This is a genomic window from Streptomyces cyslabdanicus (genome assembly GCF_052663305.1).
This window is the reverse complement of sequence record NZ_JBQRUW010000082.1, coordinates 1-26954: the sequence shown is the minus strand read 5'-3', so window position 1 is coordinate 26954 and position 26954 is coordinate 1. Positions and strand designations below refer to the sequence as shown.

General features: G+C 71.3%; 19 protein-coding genes. 13 read left to right on the top strand and 6 right to left on the bottom strand.

The window, feature by feature from the left end:
* From ACTYVM_RS36500 to ACTYVM_RS36490, 3 genes are all read right to left on the bottom strand, one after another.
* The coding region (locus ACTYVM_RS36500; RefSeq protein ID WP_445530025.1) for a nickel-dependent hydrogenase large subunit at positions 1–1787 on the bottom strand (1787 nt) is incomplete at its 3' end.
* Between the two features lie 88 nt (positions 1788–1875).
* Entirely contained in the window at positions 1876–2964 is a 1089-nt protein-coding gene (locus tag ACTYVM_RS36495) for an NADH-quinone oxidoreductase subunit B family protein (RefSeq protein WP_445530042.1), read from the bottom strand.
* Between the two features lie 251 nt (positions 2965–3215).
* Positions 3216–4277, bottom strand: a complete 1062-nt coding sequence (locus ACTYVM_RS36490; protein WP_445530041.1) for a PucR family transcriptional regulator — start codon at positions 4275–4277, stop codon at positions 3216–3218.
* A 228-nt stretch (positions 4278–4505) separates the two neighbouring features.
* Here ACTYVM_RS36490 and ACTYVM_RS36485 point away from each other — a divergent pair, with 228 nt between their 5' ends.
* The 10 genes from ACTYVM_RS36485 to ACTYVM_RS36440 all read left to right on the top strand — a co-directional run bounded on the left by ACTYVM_RS36485 (position 4506) and on the right by ACTYVM_RS36440 (position 19076).
* A complete protein-coding gene (locus ACTYVM_RS36485) occupies positions 4506–4961 on the top strand; it encodes an SPW repeat protein (RefSeq protein ID WP_445530040.1) in 456 nt (151 codons plus the stop codon).
* A 176-nt stretch (positions 4962–5137) separates the two neighbouring features.
* A complete protein-coding gene (locus ACTYVM_RS36480; RefSeq protein ID WP_445530039.1) occupies positions 5138–6583 on the top strand; it encodes a glyceraldehyde-3-phosphate dehydrogenase in 1446 nt (481 codons plus the stop codon).
* 48 nt (positions 6584–6631) lie between these two features.
* Complete coding sequence (locus tag ACTYVM_RS36475; protein WP_445530038.1) at positions 6632–7108, top strand: GNAT family N-acetyltransferase; 477 nt, start codon at positions 6632–6634, stop codon at positions 7106–7108.
* Between the two features lie 144 nt (positions 7109–7252).
* Complete coding sequence (locus ACTYVM_RS36470) at positions 7253–9748, top strand: ATP-binding SpoIIE family protein phosphatase (RefSeq protein WP_445530037.1); 2496 nt, start codon at positions 7253–7255, stop codon at positions 9746–9748.
* 10 nt (positions 9749–9758) lie between these two features.
* Positions 9759–12557, top strand: a complete 2799-nt coding sequence (locus tag ACTYVM_RS36465; RefSeq protein ID WP_445530036.1) for a SpoIIE family protein phosphatase — start codon at positions 9759–9761, stop codon at positions 12555–12557.
* Positions 12558–13089: 532 nt separating this feature from the next.
* Positions 13090–14244, top strand: coding sequence for a PP2C family protein-serine/threonine phosphatase (locus ACTYVM_RS36460; protein ID WP_445530035.1), 1155 nt, complete (start codon positions 13090–13092; stop codon positions 14242–14244).
* Between the two features lie 99 nt (positions 14245–14343).
* Positions 14344–14751 carry a roadblock/LC7 domain-containing protein gene (locus ACTYVM_RS36455; RefSeq protein ID WP_445530034.1) on the top strand — a complete coding sequence of 136 codons (408 nt, stop codon included), beginning with the start codon at positions 14344–14346 and terminating at the stop codon, positions 14749–14751.
* A gap of 151 nt (positions 14752–14902) precedes the next feature.
* The gene (gene mgrA, locus ACTYVM_RS36450) at positions 14903–15946 is read left to right on the top strand and encodes an L-glyceraldehyde 3-phosphate reductase (protein WP_445530033.1); all 1044 of its coding nucleotides are present in this window, start codon (positions 14903–14905) and stop codon (positions 15944–15946) included.
* Positions 15947–16354: 408 nt separating this feature from the next.
* A complete protein-coding gene (locus tag ACTYVM_RS36445; RefSeq protein WP_445530032.1) occupies positions 16355–17734 on the top strand; it encodes a glycoside hydrolase family 10 protein in 1380 nt (459 codons plus the stop codon).
* A 175-nt stretch (positions 17735–17909) separates the two neighbouring features.
* Positions 17910–19076: a PP2C family protein-serine/threonine phosphatase gene (locus ACTYVM_RS36440; RefSeq protein ID WP_445530031.1), complete on the top strand. Its 1167-nt coding sequence runs from the start codon at positions 17910–17912 to the stop codon at positions 19074–19076.
* Positions 19077–19130: 54 nt separating this feature from the next.
* Here ACTYVM_RS36440 and ACTYVM_RS36435 read toward each other — a convergent pair whose 3' ends face one another.
* The 3 genes from ACTYVM_RS36435 to ACTYVM_RS36425 all read right to left on the bottom strand — a co-directional run bounded on the left by ACTYVM_RS36435 (position 19131) and on the right by ACTYVM_RS36425 (position 21925).
* Positions 19131–20204 (bottom strand): NAD(+)/NADH kinase, encoded by a 1074-nt coding sequence (locus ACTYVM_RS36435; RefSeq protein WP_445530030.1) that lies wholly within the window; start codon positions 20202–20204, stop codon positions 19131–19133.
* Between the two features lie 232 nt (positions 20205–20436).
* The gene (locus tag ACTYVM_RS36430) at positions 20437–21456 is read right to left on the bottom strand and encodes a sigma-70 family RNA polymerase sigma factor (protein WP_445530029.1); all 1020 of its coding nucleotides are present in this window, start codon (positions 21454–21456) and stop codon (positions 20437–20439) included.
* A 136-nt stretch (positions 21457–21592) separates the two neighbouring features.
* Positions 21593–21925: a cupin domain-containing protein gene (locus tag ACTYVM_RS36425; RefSeq protein ID WP_445530028.1), complete on the bottom strand. Its 333-nt coding sequence runs from the start codon at positions 21923–21925 to the stop codon at positions 21593–21595.
* Between the two features lie 194 nt (positions 21926–22119).
* Between ACTYVM_RS36425 and ACTYVM_RS36420 the strand changes: the two genes are divergently transcribed.
* The 3 genes from ACTYVM_RS36420 to ACTYVM_RS36410 form a co-directional block, all read left to right on the top strand.
* On the top strand, positions 22120–23481 hold the full coding sequence (locus ACTYVM_RS36420; RefSeq protein ID WP_445530027.1) for a PP2C family protein-serine/threonine phosphatase: 1362 nt from the start codon (positions 22120–22122) through the stop codon (positions 23479–23481).
* Between the two features lie 115 nt (positions 23482–23596).
* Positions 23597–25171, top strand: a complete 1575-nt coding sequence (locus ACTYVM_RS36415; protein ID WP_445530026.1) for a hypothetical protein — start codon at positions 23597–23599, stop codon at positions 25169–25171.
* Positions 25168–26954: nickel-dependent hydrogenase large subunit (locus ACTYVM_RS36410; protein ID WP_445530025.1), on the top strand; the 1787-nt coding region annotated here is incomplete at its 3' end. The genes ACTYVM_RS36415 and ACTYVM_RS36410, both read left to right, overlap by 4 nt.

The window sequence follows — 26954 nt, the reverse complement described above, 5'->3', positions numbered from 1 at the left end:
TGGTCGGTTCCGTAGGTGGGGGTGTGGGTGGTGGTGAGGGTTTTGCCGTTGCCGAGGTACATGTGGACGCCGCAGGGGAGGCAGGGGTCGAAGCTGCGGACGGTGCGCATGATGTCGACGCCTTTGAAGGTGTCGGAGTCGTTTTCTTCGAAGATGGGTTGGCCTTGGACGGCGTCTTCGTAGGGGCCGGGGGTGCCGTAGTGGTCGCGGGGGCTGGCGTTCCAGGGGGTGGGTGGGTAGGGGTGGTAGTTGGCGATTTTCTGGTTTTTGATGACGAGGTGGTGGGAGAGGACGCCGCGGACGGCTTCGTGGAAGCCGCAGCCGATGGCTTCGTCGGGGACTTCGAAGTTCTCGAAGACTTTGGTTTCGCCGGCGCGGACGAGTTGTTGGGCTTGTTCGAGGAATTGGAGGGCCATGGCGGCGGCGTAGGCGATGAAGTAGGGGCGGGCGCGGTCGCGTTCGATGGTGTTGGACCATTGGGGGATGGTCCATTCGAGGGTGGTTTCGGGGAGTTTTTCGCCGTGGGGGAGGGTGATGCGGACGCTGTGGCCGGTGGCTTTGATGTAGGGGGTGTCGACGAGTCCGTTCAGGGCGGTGGACCAGAGGCGGGCGAGGGGGCCGCCGCCGGTGTCGAGGGCGAGGTGCTGGCCGGTTTCCCGGTGGTGCCAGCGGGGGCTCATGACCCAGCTGTAGTTGTGGTCGAAGGCGCGTTTTTGGGGGTGGGGGAGGGTGGTCTGGTTCCAGGGGTGGCGGATGTCGACGGGGTTGCCGAGGGGGTCGTGGGTGACGAAGGGTTCCTCGGTGGTCCAGTCGTCGTAGTAGGAGGAGCCGAGGAGGATGCGGAGGCCGAGGTTGATGTCGATGAGGTTGTTGGTGACGAGTTTGCCGTCGACGATGATGCCGGGGGTGACGTACATGGCCTTGCCCCAGTGGTTCATCGTCTCGTAGCGGTAGTCGACGATGTCGGGGTTTTGCCAGGCGCCCCAGCAGGCCAGGAGGATGCGGCGGCGGCCGACTTCTTCGTAGCCGGGCAGGGCTTGGTAGAAGAAGTCGAAGACGTCGTCGTTGAGGGCGACGGCTTGTTTGACGAAGTCGATGACGCGCATGAGGCGGGCGAGGTAGTCGGTGAAGACGGCGGGTTGGGGCATGGTGCCGGTGCCGCCGGGATAGAGGGTGGAGGGGTGGACGTGGCGTCCCTCCATGAGGCAGAACATCTCCCGGGTGATCCGGGACATTTTCAGGGCCTGTTTGTAGATCTCGCCTTCGAAGGGGTTGAAGGCGCGCATGATGTCGGCGATGGTGCGGTAGCCGTGGAGATGCCCACGCGGGGCCTCGGTGCGTTCGGCGCGGGCCAGGACGCCGGGGTTGGTGGCTTTGACCATGGCTTCGCAGAAGTCGACGAAGACGAGGTTGTCCTGGAAGATCGTGTGGTCGAACATGTACTCGGCGGCTTCGCCGAGGTTGGTGATGTGTTCGGCCAGTGGTGGGGGTTTGACGCCGTAGGCCATCTGCTGGGCGTAGTTGGAGCAGGTGGTGTGGTTGTCGCCGCAGATGCCGCAGATGCGTGAGGTGATGAAGCCGGCGTCGCGGGGGTCCTTGCCCTTCATGAACACCGAGTAGCCGCGGAACAGGGAAGACGTCGAGTGACACTCGACGACCTCCCGGTTCGCGAAGTCGATCTTCGTGTAGATGCCCAGATTCCCGATGATCCGTGTGATCGGATCCCAGGACATGTCCACGATCTGAGCGGGCTTACGCCCCGCCCGCCGCGCCTCGGTGGTCGTCATCTCGGTCTGAACCTCGTTCCTCGCTGCGGGCTGGAAGAGCGTGCTTGCCGCCGGTCGCCACGGCGGCGTAGGTGCGCCGCCGGCGCCCTCACGGACGCCAGCGCGGCTCGTAACCGCTGGTCAGTTTGCGCTTGTTGTGGCGCCACTTGGGCTCGTGGTTCACCATGTCGTTCGTCAGGCCGCGCAGCCGCCGGATGACCGCCCCGTACGGTTTGACCAGCATCGACGACAGGGTGCCGCCGGGCGGCTCGTCCATGAAGGGCATGAACGCGTCGGGGAAGCCGGGCATGGTGCAGCCGATGCAGATGCCGCCGACGTTCGGGCATCCTCCGATGCCCGCCATCCAGCCCCGTTTGGGCACGTTGCAGTTCACCACCGGGCCCCAGCAGCCCGCCTTCACCAGGCACTTGGGGGAGTTGTAGTCCATGGCGAAGCTCGCCTGCTCGTAGTACGAGCCCCGGTCACAGCCCTCGTGCACCGTCTTGCCGAACAGCCACTGCGGGCGCAGCATGTGGTCCAGCGGCGGCGCCGGCGCCGTACCCGCCGCGTGGTGGAGCACCCAGATCAGGGTCTCCATGAAGTTCTCCGGCTGGATCGGGCAGCCGGGCACGTTCACCACCGGCAGGCCGCTCTCCGCCTTGAAGTCCCAGCCGAGGTAGTCGGCCAGCCCCATGCAGCCCGTCGGGTTCCCCGCCATCGCGTGGATGCCGCCGTAGGTGGCGCAGGTACCGGCCGCCACCACCGCCCAGGCGCGGGGAGCGAGTTGGTCGATCCACCAGTTCAGCGTCTGCGGTTCGCCGGTGTCCGGGTCGTTGCCGAACGACGTCCAGTAGCCGTCCCCGTCGATGATCCGCTGGTTCGGGATCGACCCCTCGATGACGAGGATGAACGGGGTCAGCTCACCGCGCGCCGCGGCCCGGTACGGGGCGAGGAAGTCCTCGCCGCCCAGGCTCGGCGAGAGCACCTTGTTGACCAGGTTCACCTTCGGCAGACCGGGGATCAGTCCCAGCACCACGTCCTCGATGGAGGGCTGGTCGGCGGCGGTCAGCGAGACGGTGTCGCCGTCGCAGCTCATGCCCTCGGAGATCCAGAGGATGGTGATCTCGTCGAAACCCGCGCGCCCCTCGGGCGTCGCGGGCTCCCGGCTGACTTCGGCGGTGGCGCCGTGGGTCGTCATGTCGTCGGCCTCCCATGGAGTCGGTGGCGGAGTCGGTCGCAGCGGCGGCCCGAGGACCGCGGCATGCCGCGACGGACGTCGCGGTACCGGCCGGACCGGCCGGGGAGAACGCGTGGTCCTCCGGGCCACGGCGGCGCGACGCACCCACCGAATCCCCTCACCAGGCTCACACCGGTCCCCGAGCACCGCTCGTTGTGGACCGGCAATGGGGTGAACGGCGCCGCCGTCACGAGGTCGGCGCCCCCGGCCCGTCAGAGTTCGGCGGCCGGCCAGCCGAGAAGGCGCGCGCCGATCACCGCCGTCTGGAGTGTGTAGCGGTGCACCGGGTTGGCCGGGTCGGCGCCGGTCAGCTTGTGGATGCGCTCCAGGCGGTAGGTGAAGGCACGCACGCTGAGGTTGAGGCGGCGGGCCGCTTCCGCGGCCGTGCAGCCGGCGTCGAAGTAGGCGGTCAGGGTGTCCAGGAGGGGCTGGGGGCCGCCGCGGGCGGCCGTCAGCGGCCCCAGGGTGTCGCGAACCAGATCGGCCATGGCCTGCCGGTCGCGGGTCAGGACGGGATACACCAGGAGGTCGGCGGCGCGCAGGACGGGCTCCTGGAGTTCCAGCCGGTCGGCGAGCTCCAGGGCGTTGAGGGCCTCCTCGTAGGAGGAGACCACTCCCCCGGCACCCGGATGCGGGCGTCCGATGGCGACCCGGCCGCCGTCGGTGGAGGCGTGCGCCTGCTTGGCGAAGAACGCCAGCACGTCGTCCTGGTCGCCGGGGGCGATGCAGATGAGCCGGCCGTCCTTGGTGGTGAGCAGGATGCGCCGGTCACCGAACCGGGCGACCACCTCGGTCTCGACGTACCGGGCGGCCGGGTGCGTGTCGTCGACGGGCTCACCGCCCTGGGCGACGGCCACCGCGTGGGCGCGGGAGAACAGCAGTCCGTAGCGTTCCGCGCGTTCGCCCAGCCGCCCGAGGTCGCTGCGCCCGTAGAGCAGGTCGTCGATGAACTCCCGGCGGGCGGCCTCCTCCTTGCGCATGGCGAGCTTCTGGGCCCGGTCGTGGCCCTCGGCGAACGCGTCGACGGCCTGCTCCACCGCGGTGAGGACCTGTTCGGCGCCGGCGTACGCCAGCGCCGGCGCGAAGGCCCTCGCCTCGGCGAGGTGCCGGCGGACGAGCCTGCGCAGTCCGTGGCCGGCCTCCGCCGCCCGCTCCCCGTGGGCGCGCAGCAGTTCCAGCTCGTCCCGGGTCAGCCGGCGCCCGGTGGCACAGACGTCGGCCAGGATCTGCACGTACCCCGTCAGGTATTCGTCGGGTACCTCTGGCCCCGTCACTCGCCCTCCCCGGATCCCCGCACGCCATCGGCGTCCTCTTGACACATGCTCGACAAGATTGACAGACGGCTCCGCGCTTCCCGCACGGGCTCACCCCCAGGCCGGGCACACCCTGTGACACACCTCACCGCAAGAATTCGGGCAAACATAAATAAACCCGCCATAAGGGGGAATCCAGTCGGTAGGAAAATCTCCACACTGGCAATCTCATGGAGAGGAGCGGCAGTGATGTCGTATCCGCAGCACTCCACCGGAATGAGTTCGCATCCGGAGATCATCGAGATGCGCGAGCGTCTCGAACGGACGGCCGCCAGCAACCGGGCGATCGTCGTCGAGGGGCTGGTCGTCCTGGCCGGTGTCTACGCCGCGATCTCTCCGTGGGTGGTGCACTTCACCGGCACGCCCACGGTCACCGTCAGCAACCTGATCATCGGCATCACCGTCGCCCTGGTCGGCCTCGGCCTCACCATGGCCCCCGAGCGCATGTTCCGCCTGGCGTGGCTCCTCGTCCCGCTCGGCATATGGCTGATCATCACCCCCTGGGTGGTACCCGCGGCCCACGGCTCCCGGGCCGGCATCATCTGGAACAACGCCTGGGTGGGCGCGATCACGGCTCTGCTGGGACTCGCCGCCATGGGGCTGACCGTCGGACTCACCCGACGTGCCCACCACCACCACCGGTGACGCGGAACCGACATCCACCGACCGCATCGGAGGGATCTGAGAGACCGCACCCACCGACCACAGACGGAATCCCGACCATGGGCCGCACCCCGCACACCAGCGGGTACGGCCCTCTGTCATGATCAACAAGCCGTAGGGTTAGCATATGAGCGCCGCCTAGCTCGAAAGATAGATCTGTGACTGTCAACGACGACTCGTTCACCAACTGGAAGCACCGCGAAGAGATCGCGGAGTCGATGATCCCGATCATCGGGAAGCTGCACCGGGAGCGGGACGTCACCGTCCTCCTCCACAGCCGCTCCCTGGTGAACAAGTCGGTGGTGAGCATCCTCAAGACCCACCGGTTCGCCCGTCAGATCGCCGGTGAGGAGCTGTCCGTCACCGAGACGCTCCCCTTCCTGCGGGCCCTGACCACGCTCGACCTCGGGCCGTCCCAGATAGACATCGGCATGCTGGCCGCGACGTACCGCGCGGACGACCGCGGCCTGTCGGTGGACGAGTTCACCGCCGAGGCCGTCGCCGGCGCCACCGGTGCCGACAGGATCGAGCGCCGCGAGGGACGCGACGTCGTCCTCTACGGCTTCGGCCGCATCGGCCGGCTCGTGGCCCGCCTGCTCATCGAGAAGGCCGGCTCCGGCAACGGCCTGCGGCTGCGCGCCATCGTCGTCCGCGGAGGCGGCGAGCAGGACATCATCAAGCGCGCCTCGCTGCTGCGCCGCGACTCCATCCACGGCCAGTTCCAGGGCACGATCACCGTCGACGAGGCGAACAGCGCGATCATCGCCAACGGCAACGAGATCAAGGTGATCTACGCCGACGACCCGTCGTCGGTGGACTACACGGCGTACGGCATCAAGGACGCCATCCTCATCGACAACACCGGCAAGTGGCGCGACCGCGAGGGCCTGTCCAAGCACCTGCGCCCCGGCATCGACAAGGTCGTGCTGACCGCGCCGGGCAAGGGCGACGTCCCCAACATCGTCCACGGCGTCAACCACGACACCGTCAAGCCGGACGAGCAGATCCTGTCCTGCGCCTCCTGCACCACCAACGCGATCGTCCCGCCGCTGAAGGCGATGGACGACGAGTACGGCGTGCTGCGCGGCCACGTGGAGACCGTCCACTCGTTCACCAACGACCAGAACCTGCTGGACAACTACCACAAGGCCGAGCGCCGCGGCCGCTCCGCGCCGCTCAACATGGTCATCACCGAGACCGGCGCCGCCTCCGCCGTGGCCAAGGCGCTGCCGGACCTCACGGCGAAGATCACCGGCAGCTCGATCCGCGTGCCGGTGCCGGACGTCTCGATCGCGATCCTCAACCTGCAGCTGGCGCGGGAGACCAGCCGGGAGGAGGTCCTGGACTACCTGCGCAACGTGTCGCTGACCTCTCCGCTCAAGCGCCAGATCGACTTCACCAGCGCCCCCGACGCGGTCTCCAGCGACTTCATCGGCTCGCGCCACGCCTCGATCGTCGACGCCGGCGCCACCAAGGTCGAGGGCGACAACGCGATCCTCTACCTCTGGTACGACAACGAGTTCGGCTACTCCTGCCAGGTCATCCGCGTCGTCCAGTACGTCTCCGGGGTGGAGTACCCGACCTACCCGGCGCCCGCGGTCTGATCCGCATCCGTTGTCCTACGGCGGGACGCGGTGTGTGAGACTGCGCCCATGATCCGCACCGCGACCCCCGCCGACGTCCCCGTCATCCACGACCTCATCCTCGAGCTGGCCGACTACGAGAAGGCCCTGGACGAGGTGCGGGCGACACGGGAGCAGCTCGCCGAGGCCCTGTTCGGCGAGCGCCCCGCGGCGTTCGCGCACATCGCGCAGGACGCGGGCGGCGAGGTGGTGGGCTTCGCCCTGTGGTTCCTCAACTTCTCCACCTGGCGCGGCGTGCACGGCGTCTACCTGGAGGACCTCTACGTCCGCCCGGAGGCCCGCGGCGGCGGGTACGGCCGGGCACTGCTGACGGAACTGGCCCGAGTGTGCGTCGAGCGCGGGTACGAGCGCCTGGAGTGGTCGGTCCTGAACTGGAACCGGTCGGCGATCGGCTTCTACGAGGCCCTGGGGGCGCGCCCGCAGGACGAGTGGACGGTGTACCGGCTGACCAACGAGCCGCTGAAGGCACTGGCGGCGGGGGTCTAGGGTTCACCCAGGTTTGTCGTCACACGCACGTCCGTCCCCTTCACCCGCTCCGCTCGCGCCGCCCGGCTCCCGGGCGGCAGGACACCGTCCCCGATGGCAGCATTGCTGGTGGGGGGTCCTGCCCGTGGATACGAGGGTGAAGGCATGGGCGTCAACGGCGCGAGCGGTACCGGTCCGGGCGATCCGTTCACCACGACCACGGCGGTGGCCGTCGTCGACGCCGACGGGCTGATCACCTACTGGAGCCAGGGAGCCCAGGACCTGCTCGGCTACTCCACCGCCGACGTCGTACGGCATCCCGCGCGGGCGCTGCTGCGCGACCGCGACCAGGGCGCCGCGGTGTCCCGGCTGCGCCGGACCGAACGCGCCGGGAACGCGGTGCTCACGTTCCGCCACCGCGCGGGCCACACGGTACGGCTCGCCGTGCGGGTGTGCCCGCTGCTCGCCGCCGACGGGCGCCGCGACTGGCTGGTCCTCGGGGCGCACGTCCCGGCCGGCGCTCCGCCCACCAGCGCCGACGCGAACGGCGGCGACGCGACCGGTACGACCACCGCCGGTAGCGCCCCGAGGGGCGCCGGGCCGACCGACATCACCACTGCCGGCGCCGGGCGGACCGAGGTCACCACCGCGGGTACCACCCCGACCGACACCACCCCCACCGGTACCGGCGCCAGCAGGACGTCGCCGGTCGTGACCCGGTACGCCCGGCGCCGGCTGGCCTCCGGGCAGCCGCAGGTCACCGTCGCCCACGCGCCGCCCCGGCGCGGCAGGCCGGGCCGGGGCGGGCGCGAGCGCTCCCGGCCGCGCACCTTCTTCCCGCTGCACGACGGCGCGGGCCGAACGCTCGGGATCTGCTACGCCGCCCGGAACGTCACCGTCCAGGACCCGACCCGCGAGCGGCTGGTGCTGCTGAACGCCGCCAGCGAACACATCGGAACCACGCTGGACCTCGACCGGACGGTGCAGGAGTTCGCGGAGGTCGCCGTCCCGCAGCTCGCCGACTTCGTGGCCATCGACCTCCTGGACGTCGCGACCACGGGGAAGGGCCCGCCCACCCGGCCGGCGGGCGGCCCGCCCGCGCTGCGCCGGGCGGCCCATCTGTCGATCCGGCCCGATCTGCCCAAGGTGATCGCCGAGGTCGGCGAACCCATCCGGTACCCGGCCGGGTCCCTGCAGAACCGGTGCCTGGCCACCGGAGAACCCAGCCGTGAGGCCCTCGGCCCGGGGACGCCCTGGCTCCCCGACGACCCGGTGCGCTGGACCGGGATCAACCGGTTCGGCGTGCACACGCACCTGGTGCTGCCACTGCGGGCCCGCGGCCTCACGATGGGCGTGGTGACCCTGCTGCGCTGGGAGAACCCCGACCCGTTCACCGAGGACGACCAGCTCCTGATCGAGGATCTGGTGGCACGGGCCGCCGTGTGCGTGGACAACGCCCGGCGCTTCGCCCGCGAGCACCAGGCCGCGCTCACCCTCCAGACCAGCCTGCTGCCGCCCAACCTGCCCCCGCACAACGCGGTCGAGGTCGCCCACCGCTATCTCCCCGCCGACGCGGAGTCGGGGGTGGGCGGGGACTGGTTCGACGTCATCCCGCTCTCCGGTGCCCGGGTCGCGCTGGTGGTGGGCGACGTGATCGGGCACGGCCTGCACGCCGCCGCCAGCATGGGCAGGCTGCGCGCCGCCGTGCAGACACTGGCCGACCTCGATCAGTCCCCGGACGAGCTGCTGGCGCACCTGAACGACCTGGTGATGCGCCTGTCGGACGAGGCGGAGGCGGCCGCCGAGGGCCCCGCCGCGGCGGGTGCGACCTGCGTGTACGCCATCTACGACCCCATCGCCCGGACCATGGTCGTGGCCCGCGCCGGGCATCCCAGCCCGGCCATCGCACACCTGACCGAGCCCGTGGAGTTCCCCGACATCCCCGCCGGCCCGCCCCTGGGCCTTGGCGGCCTGCCGTTCGAGTCGGCCGAGATCCCGTTGGAGGAGGGCACCGTCATCGCCCTCTACAGCGACGGGCTGATCCAGGCGTCGGACCAGGACGTCGACGTCGGCATCGAACGGCTGTGCTTCGCCCTGGCCCACCCCGACCGGCCGCTGGAGGAGATGTGCGACATCATGGTCCGCGCCCTGCTGTCGGACCGGCCGCGGGACGACGTCGCCTTCCTGATCGTCAGGACGCGCGCCCTCAGCCCCGACCGCGTGGCGTCCTGGGACGTACCCGCCGACCCGTCGGCCGTGCGCGTGGTGCGCGACGACGTCAGCGATCGGCTGTCCCAGTGGGGCCTGGAGGAACTGGCCTTCACCACCGAACTGATCGTCAGCGAACTGGTCACCAACGCCATCCGGCACGCCCGCGGGCCGATCAAGCTGCGGCTCATCCACGAGTCCACCCTGATCTGCGAGGTCTCGGACGGCGGCCACACCTCACCGCACCTGCGGCGCGCGGGCAGCACGGACGAGGGCGGACGGGGCCTGTTCCTGGTCGCCCAGCTCGCCCAGCGCTGGGGCACCCGGTACACCAGCTCCGGCAAGACGATCTGGACGGAACAGCCTTTGCCCGGCAATATCCAGGCGAAACGACCGATCCACGCAGGGATTAATCAGACATATCGTTCGCCGGGCGGCGAAGCGCGGTGTTAGAAATGACAGCATGGCCGGTAGTTCCCACCAGACCCGGAAGGCAGCGCGACCGCCGTTCAGTGAGCGGCGGGCGGACGGTGGGGACTGTCTGCGCCCGGTGGCCTGGCCGGTCCGGAGCGCCACCGGGTTTCGTCTCCCGCCGTTCTGGCGGCCCGGCACGGTGGCCGCGCAGGTCTTCCTGTTGCAGCTGGTCGTCGTCCTGGTGCTCGTCGCCGCGGCCGCCACCGCCATGGTGCTCCAGCGGCGGTACGACGGCGACAACATCGCCAAGGCGCGCTCCCTGGCCGTCGCGGAGGCGTTCGCGCAGGCCCCCGGTACGGCGATGGCCCTCCAGTCGCCCGATCCGTCGGCGCTGCTGAAGATCCCGGCGGAGAAGGCGCAGCTGAGTTCCGGTGTCGACTTCATCTCCGTGCTGAACAAGCGGGGCGTGCGGCTCACCGACCCGGAGCCGCGGCTGGTCGGCACTCCGGCGCAGGCGATCGGCCGGGCCATCGCGGGCAAGACCTTCACCGAGACGTTCCACGGCAGCCCGACCGACTCCGTGCGCGCGGTGGTGCCCGTGGTGGGCGCCGGCCGGCACGTGATCGGCATCGTCACCGCGGGAATCGAGGTCCAGACCCTGGGGCACCTGCTGGACCAGCAGATTCCGATGGTGCTGGACGCGGCGGCGCTGGCCGTGGTGCTCGCGACCGGCGGCACCTTCCTCGTCAGCCGGCGGCTGCGCCGCCAGACCCGCGGTCTCGGCCCGACCGAGATGACCCGCATGTACGAGCACCACGACGCCGTCCTGCACGCGGTGCGCGAGGGCGTTCTGATCGTCGACGCCGACGGGCGGCTCCTGCTCGCCAACGACGAGGCGCGCCGGCTCCTTGACCTGCCCCGCGACGCCGACCAGCGGCTCGTCACGGACCTGGGCCTGGGACCGGGGATGACACGGCTGCTGAAGTCGGGCGAGGTCGCGTCCGACGCGGTGTTCCCGGCCGGGGACCGGATGCTGGCGGTCAACACCCGGCGCACCACGCCGTACGGCAACGCGCCCGGGCTGGTGGCCAGCTTCCGTGACACCACCGAACTGCGGGCCCTGTCGGGCCGGGCCGAACTGGCCCGGGAACGCCTGACGCTGCTGTACGAGGCCGGGGTGCGGATCGGCACCACGCTGGACGTACGGCGTACCGCACAGGAGCTCGCCGAGGTGGCGGTTCCGAAGGTGGCCGACATCGTCACCGTGGAGCTGCTGGAGTCCGTGCTGCAGGGCGAGGAACCCACCGGGACGACGCAGCGGATGCGCCGCACCGCGCTGCACGGCGCGGACCGGCACGGCCCGCTCCAGCCCGTGGGCGACCTCGTGGAGTTCGTGGTGGCCGACACGCCGATGGGGGCGACGCTGCGGAGCGGCAAGGCGGTGCTCGTGCCGGACCTGCGGCGCGCGCAGGACTGGCGGTCCCGGGATCCCGAGGGAGCGGTCCGGGTACTCGACCACGGCGTCCACTCGCTGATCACCGTGCCGCTCAGGGCGCGGGGTGTGCTCCTCGGCATGGTCAACTTCTGGCGGAGTGCCGGCTCGCCCCGGTTCGAGGAGGAGGACGTCGCGGTCACCGAGGAGCTGGTGGCCCGGGCGGCCGTGGCGATCGACAACGCGCGCCGTTACTCCCGCGAGCACGCGATGGCGGTGACGCTCCAGCGCAGTCTGCTCCCCAGGGAGCTGCCCGAGCAGGACGCGCTGGAGGTGGCATGGCGGTATCTGCCGGCCCAGTCCGGGGTGGGCGGCGACTGGTTCGACGTCATCCCGCTGCCCGGCTTCCGGGTGGCGCTGGTGGTCGGCGACGTCGTGGGGCACGGGCTGCACGCGGCGGTGACGATGGGCCGGCTGCGCACGGCGGTGCTGAACTTCTCGTCCCTCGACCTGCCTCCCGAGGAGTTGCTGGGCCACCTGGACGAGATGGTGACCCGGCTGGACACGCCGGCGGCGAGCGCGGACGGCGAGGTGTCCGCGGTCACCGGGGCCACCTGTCTGTACGCCATCTACGACCCGGTGGGCGGCCGCTGCGCCATCTCCCGCGCGGGGCACGTCGTCCCGGCCGTGGTGGACCCCGCGGGGCGGGTGACCTTCCCGGACCTGCCCCTGGCCCCGCCGCTGGGGGTGGGCGGTCATCCGTTCGAGACGGGTGAGCTGACCCTGCCGGAGGGCAGCCGGCTCGTACTGTTCACCGACGGTCTCGTCGAGGACCGCGGCCGGGACGTCGACGAGGGCCTGTCGATGCTCGCCAAGACCGTCGCACCCGCGGACCGGACACCGGAGGAGACCTGCCGGGCGCTGATGGAGGTGATGCTGCCGGAGCGTCCGCGCGACGACGTGGCGCTGCTCGTCGCCCGGACGCGGCTGCTCGATCCCTCCCGGGTGGCGGTCTGGGACGTGCCCTTCGACGTGGAGGCGGTCTCCCGGGTGCGCGGCGAGGTGACCCGCCGGCTGCACGACTGGGGGCTGGAGGAGTCCTGCTTCGCCACGGAGCTGGTCCTCAGCGAGCTGCTGACCAACGCCATCCGCTACGGCGCCGAGCCGGTCCGGGTCAGGATCCTGCTCGGGCGATCGCTGATCTGCGAGGTGTCGGACGGCAGCAGCACCTCGCCGCACCTCAAGCGGGCGACGACCACCGACGAGGGCGGCCGCGGCCTGTTCCTGGTCTCGCAGTTCGCGGACCGCTGGGGCACCCGCTACACGGCGCACGGCAAGGTGATCTGGGCGGAGCTGAGCCTGGACGGCCGTCCGGAGCCGGACCCCGAGGCACTGCTGGACTCGATGGCATGGTGAGCGAACCGGCTACGCCGCCTTCCGCACCGGAGCCGGGTCCGCGGCCGACCACCAAAGCGGTCGGCACGGCCGACCCAGCGGGCACGGCCGACCCAGCGGGCACGGCGGTCCCGCTGACCACGGCGGTCCCGGCGAACGCGGCGGACGCGGATGGCCCGGCGGACGCGGCAGACGCGGATGGCTTGGCGGACGCGGCGGACGCTGATGGCCCGGCGGACGCGGCGGACGCGGCGGACGCGGCAGACGCGGCGGTGGGACGTCGGCCCGCGTCTCCGGCGCCGGATCCGGAGGGCCGACCGGGCGGGCGTCCGCCCGGTCGAACCGTGTGCGCTCCCCTGACGCCGGGCGGAGAGTGCCACCCGAACAGGCGCCCGGCGCCGGGGCCACCCCGGGGCTGCCGCCTTCTCGGGCCCGCCACCGAGCCGTGCCGCGGCGGGTCGGGATCGCGGCGGCCGGCCAGGGGGTCGTGCCCGGCAGATGAACCGGGTGACTGCGTTCGCACCCCGTGCCGCAGCGGTGCACTGTGGTAGGCGTGAGTTCCTGGCAGGGGCGTTTCTCCGACCGGGCGCAGGGGCGGCAACCAGGTCACATACTGGTGCTGATCCCGCTCGCGCTCATCATCCTCATCACCGTGTCCGACATCGTGGCTCCGTCCGACGTCGTGCTCGGCCCGCTGCTGGTGATCGCTCCCGCGATCACCGCCTGGTTCGAGGGGCCGTGGATCACAGGGGCCGTCGGCGCCGCCTCGGTGGCGGCCCAGGGGTTCGCGGGCTGGCGGCTGGGCATCCTGCCGTCGCGCGAGGTGTTCGTACAGATGATCGCCCTCGCGGTGCTCTCCCTTCTGGTCGTGGCCCTGTGCGCGGTCCGGGACCGCCGCGCGCGCGAGCTGGCCCAGGTCCGGTCGGTCGCCGAGGCCGCCCAGCGGGTGCTGCTGTGGCCCCTGCCGACCCGGCTGGGCCCGCTCCAGCTCGCCTCCCTCTACCTGGCCGCGGAGGACGAGGCGTCGATCGGCGGCGATCTCTACGCGGCCGCCCGCACCGACAGCGGCGCCCGGGTGATGATCGGCGACGTGCGCGGCAAGGGGCTGCCCGCCGTCGGCGAGGCGGCCCTGCTGCTCGGCGCCTTCCGGGAGGCCGCTCACCACCACGCCGCCCTGCCCTCGCTCGCCGCCTCCCTGGAACGGAGCATCACCCGCTACCTGTCCGACTTCGAACCGGAGGAGGAGGCCGGGGAGCGGTTCGTCACCGCCCTGCTGCTGGAGATCCCGGACGACGAGCCGGTGGTACGGCTGACCAGTTGCGGCCATGTGGCCCCCCTGCTGCTGAGACCGGACAGGTCGGTGACCATGCCCGACCTCACGCCCGCCCCGCCGCTCGGGGTCGGTCTGACGGATCCGAACGGATCCGTCGTCGACGTGCTGCCCTTCGGCCTCGGCGACACGCTGCTGCTGTACACCGACGGGGCCGTGGAGGCCCGTGACGACCGCGGGGTGTTCTACCCGCTGGTCGAGCGGACGACCCAGTGGGTCGACGGCGCCCCCGACTCCCTGCTCCACCACGTCCAGCGCGACCTGCTCGCCCACACCGGCGGGCGGCTCGACGACGACGTGGCCCTGATCGCGATCCGCCGTGTCCCGGCCTCGCCCACCGCGCACCGCTTCGGACGCTTGGTCCAGGCGGCCGGCTGAACGGTGCCCTCGGGAGGGTCCAGGGGCTTGCCAAGATGATCACCAAGACTCGTATAGTGACCGGAAGTTGAGCGAGCACCCGGAAGGCGACACCACCTCATGACCGGCCAGACCACCGCCGACGACAAGCTCACCTGGCTCCTGGAGGGCCTGCTGGAGCGGACCCCGGGCGCGCGGCACGCGCTCGTGCTGTCCCGGGACGGACTGAAGCTTTGCCGCACCCCGGAGCTCACCCCCGACCAGGCCGACCAGCTCGCCGCCATCGCCGCGGGCATCCAGTCGCTGTCCCACGGCGCGTCGGTCGAGTTCGGCGACGGCACCGGCGGCGTCCGCTCGGCGATGACCGAGTTCTACGGAGGGGTGCTGTTCATCGTGGAGGCCGGTGAGGGCGCGCACCTGGCGTTGGTCACCACCGAGGACGCGGACGCCGGGCTCGTCGGGCACACCATGAGCGAGCTCGTGGAGCAGCTCGGCGAGCACCTCACCGCGCCGCCGCGCGCCTCCTGAGCCGGCCCGGCCCGAACGACGGATTCAGAAGCGCCGGCGCTGAGTCCGATGGGACGGAGCGGTTGGACTTCAGGATCATGCTGGAGCAAGGTGGAGGCGTCCCTCGATCCCGGGGAGACGCCCCCGCATCGCACCACCCGGAGACCACCCGATGACCTACGTCGCGGATCCTGAGCGTTACGACGGCACCATGCGCTACCGCCGCACCGGGCGCTCAGGGCTCGACCTGCCCGTCCTGTCCCTGGGCTACTGGCACAACTTCGGCGACGACCGTTCGTTCGAGACCCAGCGCGAGATCGCGCTGCGCGCCTTCGACCTGGGCATCACCCATCACGACCTGGCGAACAACTACGGCCCGCCCTACGGCTCGGCGGAGATCAACTTCGGGCGTCTGATGAAGCAGGACCTCGCGCCGTACCGGGACGAGATGGTGATCTCCACCAAGGCCGGCTGGGACATGTGGCCCGGCCCGTACGGCCAGGGCGGCGGTTCCCGCAAGTACCTGCTCGCCTCGCTGGACCAGTCACTCAAGCGCATGGGCCTGGACTACGTCGACATCTTCTACTCCCACCGGCTGGACGCCGGCACGCCGCTGGAGGAGACGATGGGCGCGCTGGACACCGCCGTCCGCCAGGGCAAGGCCCTGTACGTCGGCATCTCCTCCTACGACGCCGAGCGCAGCCGGCAGGCCGCCGCCATCCTGCGCGAGCTGGCCACCCCGCTGCTCATCCACCAGCCCTCGTACAACATGGTCAACCGCTGGATCGAGACCGAGGGGCTGCTCGACGTCGCGGAGGAGGAGGGCTTCGGCGTCATCGGTTTCACCGCCCTGGCCCAGGGGCTGCTGACCGGACGCTACCTCGAGGGCGTGCCGGAGGACTCGCGGGCCGCGCGGGGCACCTCGTTCGACCCCGCCTGGCTCTCCGACGACATGCGGCGCAGGCTGCGGGCCCTGAACGACATCGCGGCCGGCCGCGGGCAGACCCTCGCCCAGATGGCGCTCGCCTGGGCCCTGCGCGACGAGCGCGTCACCTCCCTGGTGATCGGCGCCTCCCGGGTGGAGCAGCTGGAGCAGAACGTGGCCGCGCTGGACCGCATGGACTTCAGCGCCGAGGAGCTGGCCGGGATCGACACGTTCGCGACCGACGGCGGCGTGGACCTGTGGCAGGCCGCCCGCACCGGAAAACTCGGCTGAACGCGTTTCTCAAGTCACCTGGCAGGCGGCTCCGTTGAGGGTGAAGGACGCGAACTACCGGTGTTCCAGGCGCTGGTCGTGTACGCCGCCCGGCAGCCGCCCGCCGGGGGCGTGGTCGGCGGGTCGGTGGGCGGCGAGTCCGGGACCTCTTCGGGTTCGCGGCATGTCAGCGTCCTTTGCTTCGAAACTTTCGTGCCGATTTCGGGAAGGCGCCGCGTCACGCTAGAGGTGCCGCACTGTCGCGTCAACCACCGGTATCGCCCGTAACTCGCAAAGGGACAGCGGGAGGTCGAGCTTCGGCCATCCCTCGGTACGGCCTGCGCGAACCGTTGACCGCCTCCCGTTCTGTTCGTAACCTGCGCGTCACATTCGACCTTGGCTGCGAAACTTTCGAGAAACGGAGATGGCATGCCCATGCCTAAACGGGCGGCGCAGGCGTTCACGGCCGTCCTGCTCGCCGCTTCCACCGTCACGGCCCTGTCGCACACCGCCGCGGCCGCCGACACACTGGGGTCCGCGGCGGCCGGAAAGGGCCGTTACTTCGGTACCGCCGTCGCCGCGAACCACCTCGGCGAATCGGCCTACGCCGGCACCCTCGACCGTGAGTTCAACCAGGTCACGCCCGAGAACGAGATGAAGTGGGACGCCACCGAGGGCTCCCGCAACACCTTCACCTTCGGCAACGCCGACCAGATCGTCAACCACGCCCAGAGCCTGAACATGAAGGTCCGCGGGCACACGCTGGTGTGGCACTCCCAGCTCCCCTCCTGGGTCTCCGGCCTGGCCGCCACCGACCTGCGCTCGGCGATGAACAACCACATCACCCAGGTCATGCAGCACTACAAGGGCAAGATCTACGCCTGGGACGTGGTCAACGAGGCGTACCAGGACGGCTCCAGCGGAGCCCTGCGCAGTTCCCCGTTCGCGGACAAGCTCGGCAGCGGCTTCATCGAGGAGGCCTTCCGCACGGCCCGCAGCGTCGACCCGAACGCCAAGCTCTGCTACAACGACTACAACACCGACGGCGTCAACGCGAAGAGCAACGCGGTCTACGCCATGGTGAAGGACTTCAAGGCCCGCGGTGTGCCGATCGACTGCGTGGGCTTCCAGTCCCACTTCAACCCCGCCTCTCCGGTTCCGTCCGACTACCAGGCCAATCTGCAGCGCTTCGCCGACCTCGGGGTGGACGTGCAGATCACCGAGCTCGACATCGAGGGCTCCGGATCCGCCCAGGCCACCAACTACTCGAACGTCGTCAAGGCCTGCCTGGCGGTGACCCGTTGCACGGGCCTGACCGTCTGGGGCGTCACCGACATGTACTCGTGGCGCAGCAGTGGCACTCCGCTGCTGTTCGACTCGAGCTACGCCAAGAAGCCCGCGTACGACGCCGTCCTCGCCGCGCTCGGCGGCTCGGGCAGCGGCGGGGGCGACGGTGGCGGCGGTGACAACGGCGGCGGCAACAACGGCGGCGGCGGCAACGCCACCTGCACGGTCTCCTTCGCCAAGACCTCGGACTGGAACGACGGCTACAACGCCGAGGTCACCGTGAAGGCGGGCTCCGCCCCGATCAAGGGCTGGAGCGTGAAGGTCACCTTCGCCCCGCCGCAGACCGTCCCCAGTGTCTGGAACGGCACGGCGAGCTGGGACAGCAGCGGCACCGTGATGACCGTGCGCGACGCCTCCTACAACGGCAGCCTCGCGGCGGGCGCGTCGACCAGTTTCGGCTTCACCGCCATGAAGAACGGCAACAACGCCACACCGACGGTCGGAGCCTGCACGGCGTCCTGACCGGTCCCGGTCACGTCGCGCACGACCGGGGCGCGCCTCGCGCGATGCCCCGGTCGTGCGCGTCGTCACGGCGGCCGGCCGGCCTCGCTGACATGCCCTTGCCTGGAGCAATGCCGACGCGGCAGCGGCCTACGCAGCAGGCTGGTGCTCTTGGTCAAGCCCGCCGGGAGTACCTGTGAACAGGCCGCCTGAGTCTTTCCGCGAGGACCGCCGCCCGCGCAAGCCGAGGGCACGGCCGCAGGTGCCGGCCCAGCCCCTGTGGCTGCGCTGGCTGCCGGTCTTCTACGTCGTGGTGGTCCTCGCCGTCGAGCCGGTGACCCCGGCACTGTGGCCCGTGAGCTTCGTGCTCACCGCGCTGCCGCTGGTGGCCGCCTTCGGGTACGGCCCCCGCGTGGTCGCCGCCGTCACGGTGTTCGCCATCGTCCTGGAGGGTGTCCTGGCCGGCACCCCGTGCTGCGCGGGCCGCACCGTGGGCAATCTGTGGGACCGCCACTACGTGGCCAACTACATCTGCACGTTCGTGGTGGGCATCCTCGGCACGATCCTCGCCTGGCACCGTGCGCGCCGGGAGCACACCCTCGCCACGGTGCGTTCCGTGGCGGAGGCCGCACAGCGCGTGTTGCTGCGCCCGGTCCCCCACCACCTCGGCCGGGTCTCCGTGAAGACCCTGTACCTCTCCGCGGCGGCCGAGGCACAGATCGGCGGCGATCTGTACGAGGCGGTGCCGACGGCGCACGGAGTGCGTCTGCTCATCGGCGACGTCCGCGGCAAGGGCCTGGTCGCCGTGGAGACGGCCGCGACGATGCTCGGAGCCTTCCGTGAGGCCGCACCCGACGAGCCCGACCTGGCCGATCTGGCCGGGCGTATGGAGCGCAGTATGAGCCGCTACGCCGCCCGGCTGCCCGGCGCCGAGGCGGGCGAGCGGTTCGTGACGGCGGTGTTCGCGGAGATCCCCGACGACGAGCACGTCGTGCGTCTCGTCAACTGCGGCCACCCGCCTCCGCTGCTCGTCAGCGGCGGCCGGGTCACGGAGCTGGAGGCGACCGAGCCGTCGCCGCCCGTCAACCTCGGTGTGCTGTTCGGCGACGGGTACCGCGTGGACGTCGCGCCCTTCCATCCCGGCGACACGTTGCTGCTGTACACCGACGGGGTCACCGAGACCCGCGACCCGGCCGGCGCCTTCTACCCGCTCATCGAGCGGGTCCGGCCCTGGGCCGGCCTTCCGCCCGGCGAGCTCCTGGAGCGCCTGCACGCGGATCTGCTCGCCTTCAGCGGCGGACGGCTCGACGACGACCTGGCCGCGCTCGCCGCCCACCGCCTCCCCGTGGAGCCCCACCCCTGAGCAGCGGCACGGGACATGACCGAGGTTCGCCTCCGGTGCGCGTGCGTGGACGGCTCACGGGGCCCACGAGGCGTCACCGGGGCGGGCCGGCAGGGCCAGATGGTCGAGGTCGGCCGGCCGGGGCGACGTCACCGGCCACAGCGGGGCCGGGGTGCCGTCGGCGACCGCGGCCGGGGCGTCGGTGAGGTTCATGCGGTCGCGCAGTCGGCCGTAGAAGTCCATCGGGCCCAGCCGGACGGCCCGCAGCCGGCGCGGGGAGGCGTAGACGCCGATCCAGTCACCCGGGTCGAGCACACCGCGCAACTGGCCGTCGATGCTGACGGCGGCCTGGCCCGAGCGTTCCAGCACGCGCAGGCCGACCGCTTCGTCCGGCGCGGCCACGACCGAGCGGTTGAACACCATGTGCGGGGCAACCGGAGTGAAGACGAGGGCGTCCGCGCGGGGCGAGACGACCGGGCCCCCGGCGGCGAAGCTGTAGGCCGTGGAGCCGGTGGGGGTGGCGACCAGCAGCGCGTCGGCCGAATAGGACGCCAGGAGCCGGCCCGCGAGGTAGACGCCGACCGACACCTGCCGGTCCCGGGCCAGCTTCTCCAGCACGATGTCGTTCAGGGCGGTGACGTTCAGCGGGATGCCCCAGTCGCCACCGGCCTGGCAGTCGGGGCGGACCCGGGGCGGCGGCAGCATCGGGCGGCGGCCGTAGCGCATCAGTTCCTCGATGTCGGCGGGCACCTCCAGGCGGCGCGAGGCGCGCAGGGTGAGCATCATCCGGTTCTCCACCGTGAGGCGCTCCGCGAGGACGGCGTCCAGCGCGGCACGCACGACCGTGACGGGCACCTCCGTGAGGAAACCCACCCGGCCGAGGTCGACCCCCAGGACCAGGGCGTCGTTCACCGCGGCCAGCCGGGCGCCGCGCAGGAACGTGCCGTCGCCGCCCAGGGTGACGATGAGGTCCGGGTCGCCCGCGGCCTCGACCTCCTCCCGGGAGGAGCGCCGCCCTCCGTCGTGCCACACGTCGATGTCCGCGCACCCCACGCCGTGCTCGTCGGACCACTCGCGCACGGTGCGGGCGGCGGCCGCGGCCTCACCGCGCCCACCGTGGACGACCAGGCCGATACGACGCACCGTCACCTCTGCCTCCGGATCTCCGCACCCGGGCGGACTCGCTGCCGAACGCCATCCTCACCGCGCGGTGCGCGCCTCGCCGAACGCCACGCCGCCGGACGGCCCCGCTCCCCCGCGCCGCCGCTTCGGCCCTGTCCGGCCGCACCGGCCAGGCGCGGGCAGCATCCCCGGGTTCCCCTGCTCCACGTGCGGAAACACCGGACTCGTACGGCTCTCGGGCGGCGTTCCGCGCAGGGCGTCAGCTCGCCCACGCCAGGAGCCGTTCCCCCGGCTCCTGCTCCCTCAGCCGGGCCAGTGACTGCTTCTCCAGCTGACGCACGCGCTCACGGGTCAGGCCCACGTGCTGGGCGACCTCTTTCAGGGTGCGCTGGTGCCCGTCGTGCAGGCCGTACCGCAGGCTGAGGATGAGGGCCTCGCGCGGCGCCAGGGTGTCGACGGCCTCCCGCAGTTCCTCGGCCAGCGCCTGGTACTCGGCGACCTCGGGGGCCCGCAGCACCTCCGTGTCGGGGATGAGATCGCCGACCACCGTCTCGCCGGTGTCGTCCACCGGCATGTCCAGGCTGACCACCTGCCGGCCGACGCGGCGCAGCCAGACGACCCTGTCCTCGGTGAGGCCGCTCTCGCGGGCGACCTCCTCCACGGTCGGCTCGTGTTCGAGGCTCAGCTGCAACTTGCGTTCGATCTTGGCGAGCTTCTGCAACTGCTCCACGACGTGCATCGGCAGCCGTACGGAACGCGCGTGCGTGGCGAGGCCGCGCTCCATCGCCTGGCGGATCCACCAGGTGGCGTAGGTGGAGAACTTGAACCCCTTGGTGTGGTCGAACTTCTCCACCGCCCGGATGAGCCCCAGGTTGCCCTCCTGGATGACGTCGAGGAGCGGCAGCCCGCGATGGGCGTGCCGTTTGGCCATGGCCACGACGAGCCGGAGGTTGGCCCGCACCATGTGGTCCTTGGCCGCCTGGCCGTCCCGTACGGCGGCCTCCAGGTCCCGCCGGTGATCCGGCGCGACCTCCCGGTCGTCCTCCTCGGCCTGCCGCAGTTCCGCCGCGGCGTGCAGACCGGCCTCGATGCGCCGGGCGAGCCGCACCTCGCCCTCCGCGTCGAGCAGCGGTGTCGCCCCGATCTGGCGCAGGTACTGACCGAGCAGATCGGGTTCGCCGTCGGGTTCGGGCACCGCGTCGTACCGCTTGGTGGCACGCACCGCCGCCCGTCGTCCGGTACGTGCGGACGCCGCCGTCCTCTGCTTCGCGGGAGCCATCGCGCGCTCCTCATCTCCTCGCGGCCGCCGCCCGGGTACCCGAGACGGCCGCCGCCCATACGTCCCGGCCGGGGACCAGCGGCTCGGGGTCGCGGCTGTCGGCCAGGGCGAACGGCGACCACGGTCCAGCCCCGGGTCAGGGGGTCCTGGTCACCGTCAGCAGGGCCGCGGCGTCCTCGACGGCCTCCAGGCTGTGCCGGGCCTGCGGCACGATGAGCAGGTCCCCCGCCATGCCCTCCCACGACGTGTCGCCGCTGCGCAGCACCACCCGTCCGCGCAGTACCAGCACGGTCGCCTCACCAGGGTTGTCGTGCTCGGCCAGGGCCGTGCCGGCGCGCAGCGTGATGAGGGTCTGGCGCAGCACGTGTTCGTGGCCGCCGTAGACGGTCTCCGCGCTGCGGCCGGCCGGGGACGCCTCGGCCCGTCCGAGGTGCTCGCGGGCGAGGGCGTCGAGGGAGATCTTCTGCATCACTGTGACTCTTCCTCATGGGGGGACCCGAGCGGGGCAGTTCCGTAGCGTACGCCGGTACGCCGCCACCTTCGGGCTTTCCCCCTGCGGCCCGTGGCGGGCGGGGGAAGCCTCCGCACCCCCACCCGGCGTAAGGTGGCCGTGCCGGGGCCCGGACGGTGAGGACGAGCACCGGCCCTGCCGGGAGGTGCCCCATGTCGCACGATCCATGGCGGCCGGAGCCCGAAGAGGCGGCCGTCCACAGGGCCACCGCAGCCCCGGAAAGCGCCCGGACCCCTGGTGGCGGTGAGGCCTACGAGGAGCTCAGGGCCCGGATCCGGCAGCTCAGCCTGGACCGCCGCAGGCTGCACCGCCTGCTGGACGCGGTGGTGGCCCTCAGCGCCGACCGGGACACCCGCACCGTGCTGCGTCACCTGGTGCAGGCAGGCACCGACCTCGTCGGCGCGCGCTACGGCGCCCTCGGCGTGCTCGGCGAGGGCGGGGAGATCATCGACCTGATCACCGTCGGCGTCGACGGCGCCGAGCAGCTGCTGTCCGCGTCCGGGCTCCCGCAGAGCCACGGGCTGCTGGGCAGCCTGATCGAGGAGCCCAGGCCGCTGCGGATCGACCGCATCGCCGCCGATCCCCGCTCGGTCGGCTTCCCCGACGGCCACCCGGTCATGACCACGCTGCTCGGGGTCCCGCTGACCGTGCGCGACACCGTCTACGGCAACCTCTACCTGGCGGACAAGAAGGACGGCACGCCCTTCGCCGACGCCGACGAGTCCCTGCTGACCGCGCTGGCCAGTGCCGCGAGCGTCAGCATCGAGAACTCCCGCCTGTACGGGCGGCTCAAGCGGTCCGCCGAACAGTTCCAGCGCCGTCTGCTGCCGGTACTGCCCGACCTGTCCCCGCTGCTGGTGGAGGCCCGCTACGAGCCGGCGTCCGAGCTGCCCCACCTCGGTGGTGACTGGTACGACGCCTTCGGGCTGCCCGACGGGGCGGTCCTCGTCGTCGTCGGCGACGTGACCGGCCACGACGTGGAGGCGGCGCCGCTGATGGGGCAGATCCGCAACATGCTGCGGGCCCTGGCCTTCGACCGGTGCGGGCCGCCCAGCCTGATCGTGGACCGGCTCGACCGGGCGCTGGCCGCGTTCGGCGATCCGCCGGCCGCCACGCTGGTCCTGGCCCGCATCGAGCGGATTCCGGACGCCGGGTACGCGCTGCGCTGGACCAACGCCGGGCATCCGCCGCCGCTGCTGATCACCCCCGACGGCACGGTCCGCTGCCTGGCTCCCGAGGCCCACGGCATCCCGGTCGGCGTCGAACCGGGTCTGCCCCGCCCCGACCACGAGCACCCGCTGCCGCCGGACAGCACCCTGCTGCTGTTCACCGACGGCCTGATCGAGCGCCGTGACCGGGACATCGACGCCGGGCTGCGGGACCTGGCGGACCATGCCGCCGCCCTGGCCGGCGCCCCGCTGGACGCGCTGTGCGACGCGCTGCTCGGCCGCCAGGACGGCTACGACGACGACGTGGCCCTGCTGACCCTGCGCATGCCGCGGCTCGCGCGCTGAGCGAACCGGCTCTCCCCCGTCCGGCCCAACAGCGCTGGGCAGGAGGGGGAGAGGGCGCGTGAGCGGTGGGTGCGTGGTGGAAGGCATGGCGAACCTACGAGTCGGAGGAGGGCCCATGCCGGATGCTGTGGTCGAGGGCGCCGTGGACGGCGACAGTGCCGTGCGGGTCGGTCCCGGCGGGCAGCCCTTCGCGCAGGTGAGCGCGGTCGCCGACGCCGTCCTCTACGAGGGCTACCTGCTGTATCCCTACCGCCGCTCCTCCCCCAAGAACCGCGTCCGCTGGCAGTTCGGGGTGCTGCTGCCGCGCAACTGGGTGGAGTGCGACGGGCCCGTCACGGTCGGTGTGTCGGGCTCCGCCGACTCCTGGTACCAGCGGACCGAGTGTCTGCTGCGGGTGCACGGGCCCGACGCCGTCCTGCGGGTCAGGGTGCGTTACCTCCAGGCGCAGCACAAGCAGGTGGAGGAGACCGGCCCGGACGGCGGGCTCCGCCCCGTCCACTCGCTGCAGACCGGCGACGGCACCACCCATCTGACCTTCGACGAGGCGGTGCCGCGCGAGACCGACCTCGTCGTACCGCTGGAGGACCTGCTGCGGCGGGAGTGCACCGCCCCGGTGGGCGCGCCGGCCGGTGAGGAGAGCGAGTCCCTGCCGGGGGGCGGCGGGCGGATCGTACGGCGGCGCTCGGAGATCTTGGCGGACACCACGCTCGCGGCCGAGCGTCTCGCGGACGGCCTGGTCCGGCTGCGGGTGCGCACCGAGAACACCGGGCACGCGGGGGATCCGCGGGCCCCGCGCGACGCCGCGCTGCGCCAGGCGCTCATCGCCACGCACACCCTCATCGGCGGCTCGGGCATCGAGTTCGTCTCCCTGACCGACCCGCCCGCGGACCTGCTGGAGCACGTCCGCGGCTGCCGCAACGCGTTCACCTTCCCCGTCCTCGGCGGCGAACCGCCCGCCACGGGCGGCGGCACCGGCGCCGGCCGCGAGGCGCAGCCCTCGGACGGCGGCACCGGGCCCGTGCTGCTCTCCGCGCCGATCATCCTGCCCGACCGTCCCCAGGTCGCGCCCGAGAGTCCGGGCGACCTGCACGACGCGGCGGAGATCGACGAGATCCTGACGCTGCGGACGATGCTGCTGACCGACGAGGAGAAGCGCGAGGCCCGCGCCACCGACCCGCGCGCCGCCGAGATCCTGGACCGGGTGGACCACATGCCCCCGGAGGTCCTCTCCCGGCTGCACGGCGCCATCCGCTCGCTGGCTCCCGCCGCGCCCGTCGCCACGGGCCCCGCCGGCGCGGACGGTGCCGCCACGACCGCTTCGGGGGGAGCGGCCGCCGACCGGCCGCCCGTCTGGTGGCAGGAGGGCGGTGACGACGGCCTCTCCCCCACCACCGAGAAGGTGCTCGTCGACGGCGTGCCCCTGGGAGGCGGCAGCCGTGTCCGGCTGCGTCCGCGGGGCCGGGGCGCCGACGCCCAGGACATGTTCCTGGCCGGGCGGACCGCGCACGTGGCCGCGGTCTTCCACGACGTGGACGGCAGCGTGCACCTCGCCGTCACCCTCGACGACGACCCCGCGGCCGAACTGCACAGCTGGTACGGCCGCTTCCACTACTTCCGGCCCGACGAGCTGGAGCCGTACACCGCCACCGATCCGCGGAACCCGAACAGTGAAGGGCAGCAATCCACATGACGACCACCGAGGCGCGGCGGGCGGGGCGTAAGCCCGCTCAGATCGTGGACATGTCCTGGGATCCGATCACACGGATCATCGGGAATCTGGGCATCTACACGAAGATCGACTTCGCGAACCGGGAGGTCGTCGAGTGTCACTCGACGTCTTCCCTGTTCCGCGGCTACTCGGTGTTCATGAAGGGCAAGGACCCCCGCGACGCCGGCTTCATCACCTCACGCATCTGCGGCATCTGCGGCGACAACCACACCACCTGCTCCAACTACGCCCAGCAGATGGCCTACGGCGTCAAACCCCCACCACTGGCCGAACACATCACCAACCTCGGCGAAGCCGCCGAGTACATGTTCGACCACACGATCTTCCAGGACAACCTCGTCTTCGTCGACTTCTGCGAAGCCATGGTCAAAGCCACCAACCCCGGCGTCCTGGCCCGCGCCGAACGCACCGAGGCCCCGCGTGGGCATCTCCACGGCTACCGCACCATCGCCGACATCATGCGCGCCTTCAACCCCTTCGAAGGCGAGATCTACAAACAGGCCCTGAAAATGTCCCGGATCACCCGGGAGATGTTCTGCCTCATGGAGGGACGCCACGTCCACCCCTCCACCCTCTATCCCGGCGGCACCGGCACCATGCCCCAACCCGCCGTCTTCACCGACTACCTCGCCCGCCTCATGCGCGTCATCGACTTCGTCAAACAAGCCGTCGCCCTCAACGACGACGTCTTCGACTTCTTCTACCAAGCCCTGCCCGGCTACGAAGAAGTCGGCCGCCGCCGCATCCTCCTGGCCTGCTGGGGCGCCTGGCAAAACCCCGACATCGTCGACTACCGCTACGAGACGATGAACCACTGGGGCAAGGCCATGTACGTCACCCCCGGCATCATCGTCGACGGCAAACTCGTCACCAACAACCTCATCGACATCAACCTCGGCCTCCGCATCCTCCTCGGCTCCTCCTACTACGACGACTGGACCACCGAGGAACCCTTCGTCACCCACGACCCCCTCGGCAACCCCGTCGACATCCGCCACCCCTGGAACCAGACCACCCTCCCCCACCCCCAAAAACGCGCCTTCGACCACAACTACAGCTGGGTCATGAGCCCCCGCTGGCACCACCGGGAAACCGGCCAGCACCTCGCCCTCGACACCGGCGGCGGCCCCCTCGCCCGCCTCTGGTCCACCGCCCTGAACGGACTCGTCGACACCCCCTACATCAAAGCCACCGGCCACAGCGTCCGCATCACCCTCCCCCACGGCGAAAAACTCCCCGAAACCACCCTCGAATGGACCATCCCCCAATGGTCCAACACCATCGAACGCGACCGCGCCCGCCCCTACTTCATCGCCTACGCCGCCGCCATGGCCCTCCAATTCCTCGAACAAGCCCAACAACTCGTCCGCGCCGGCGAAACCAAAGTCTTCGAGAACTTCGAAGTCCCCGACGAAGCCATCGGCTGCGGCTTCCACGAAGCCGTCCGCGGCGTCCTCTCCCACCACCTCGTCATCAAAAACCAGAAAATCGCCAACTACCACCCCTACCCACCCACCCCCTGGAACGCCAGCCCCCGCGACCACTACGGCACCCCCGGCCCCTACGAAGACGCCGTCCAAGGCCAACCCATCTTCGAAGAAAACGACTCCGACACCTTCAAAGGCGTCGACATCATGCGCACCGTCCGCAGCTTCGACCCCTGCCTCCCCTGCGGCGTCCACATGTACCTCGGCAACGGCAAAACCCTCACCACCACCCACACCCCCACCTACGGAACCGACCA

Coding starts and splice junctions, on each gene's coding strand:
- ACTYVM_RS36470 (WP_445530037.1), top strand. CDS start 7,253: ATGGGCGTCAACGGCGCGAGCGGTACCGGTCCGGGCGATCCGTTCACC.
- ACTYVM_RS36415 (WP_445530026.1), top strand. CDS start 23,597: ATGCCGGATGCTGTGGTCGAGGGCGCCGTGGACGGCGACAGTGCCGTG.
- mgrA (WP_445530033.1), top strand. CDS start 14,903: ATGACCTACGTCGCGGATCCTGAGCGTTACGACGGCACCATGCGCTAC.
- ACTYVM_RS36485 (WP_445530040.1), top strand. CDS start 4,506: ATGTCGTATCCGCAGCACTCCACCGGAATGAGTTCGCATCCGGAGATC.
- ACTYVM_RS36430 (WP_445530029.1), bottom strand. CDS start 21,456: ATGGCTCCCGCGAAGCAGAGGACGGCGGCGTCCGCACGTACCGGACGA.
- ACTYVM_RS36455 (WP_445530034.1), top strand. CDS start 14,344: ATGACCGGCCAGACCACCGCCGACGACAAGCTCACCTGGCTCCTGGAG.
- ACTYVM_RS36475 (WP_445530038.1), top strand. CDS start 6,632: ATGATCCGCACCGCGACCCCCGCCGACGTCCCCGTCATCCACGACCTC.
- ACTYVM_RS36425 (WP_445530028.1), bottom strand. CDS start 21,925: ATGCAGAAGATCTCCCTCGACGCCCTCGCCCGCGAGCACCTCGGACGG.
- ACTYVM_RS36495 (WP_445530042.1), bottom strand. CDS start 2,964: ATGACGACCCACGGCGCCACCGCCGAAGTCAGCCGGGAGCCCGCGACG.
- ACTYVM_RS36465 (WP_445530036.1), top strand. CDS start 9,759: ATGGCCGGTAGTTCCCACCAGACCCGGAAGGCAGCGCGACCGCCGTTC.
- ACTYVM_RS36445 (WP_445530032.1), top strand. CDS start 16,355: ATGCCCATGCCTAAACGGGCGGCGCAGGCGTTCACGGCCGTCCTGCTC.
- ACTYVM_RS36420 (WP_445530027.1), top strand. CDS start 22,120: ATGTCGCACGATCCATGGCGGCCGGAGCCCGAAGAGGCGGCCGTCCAC.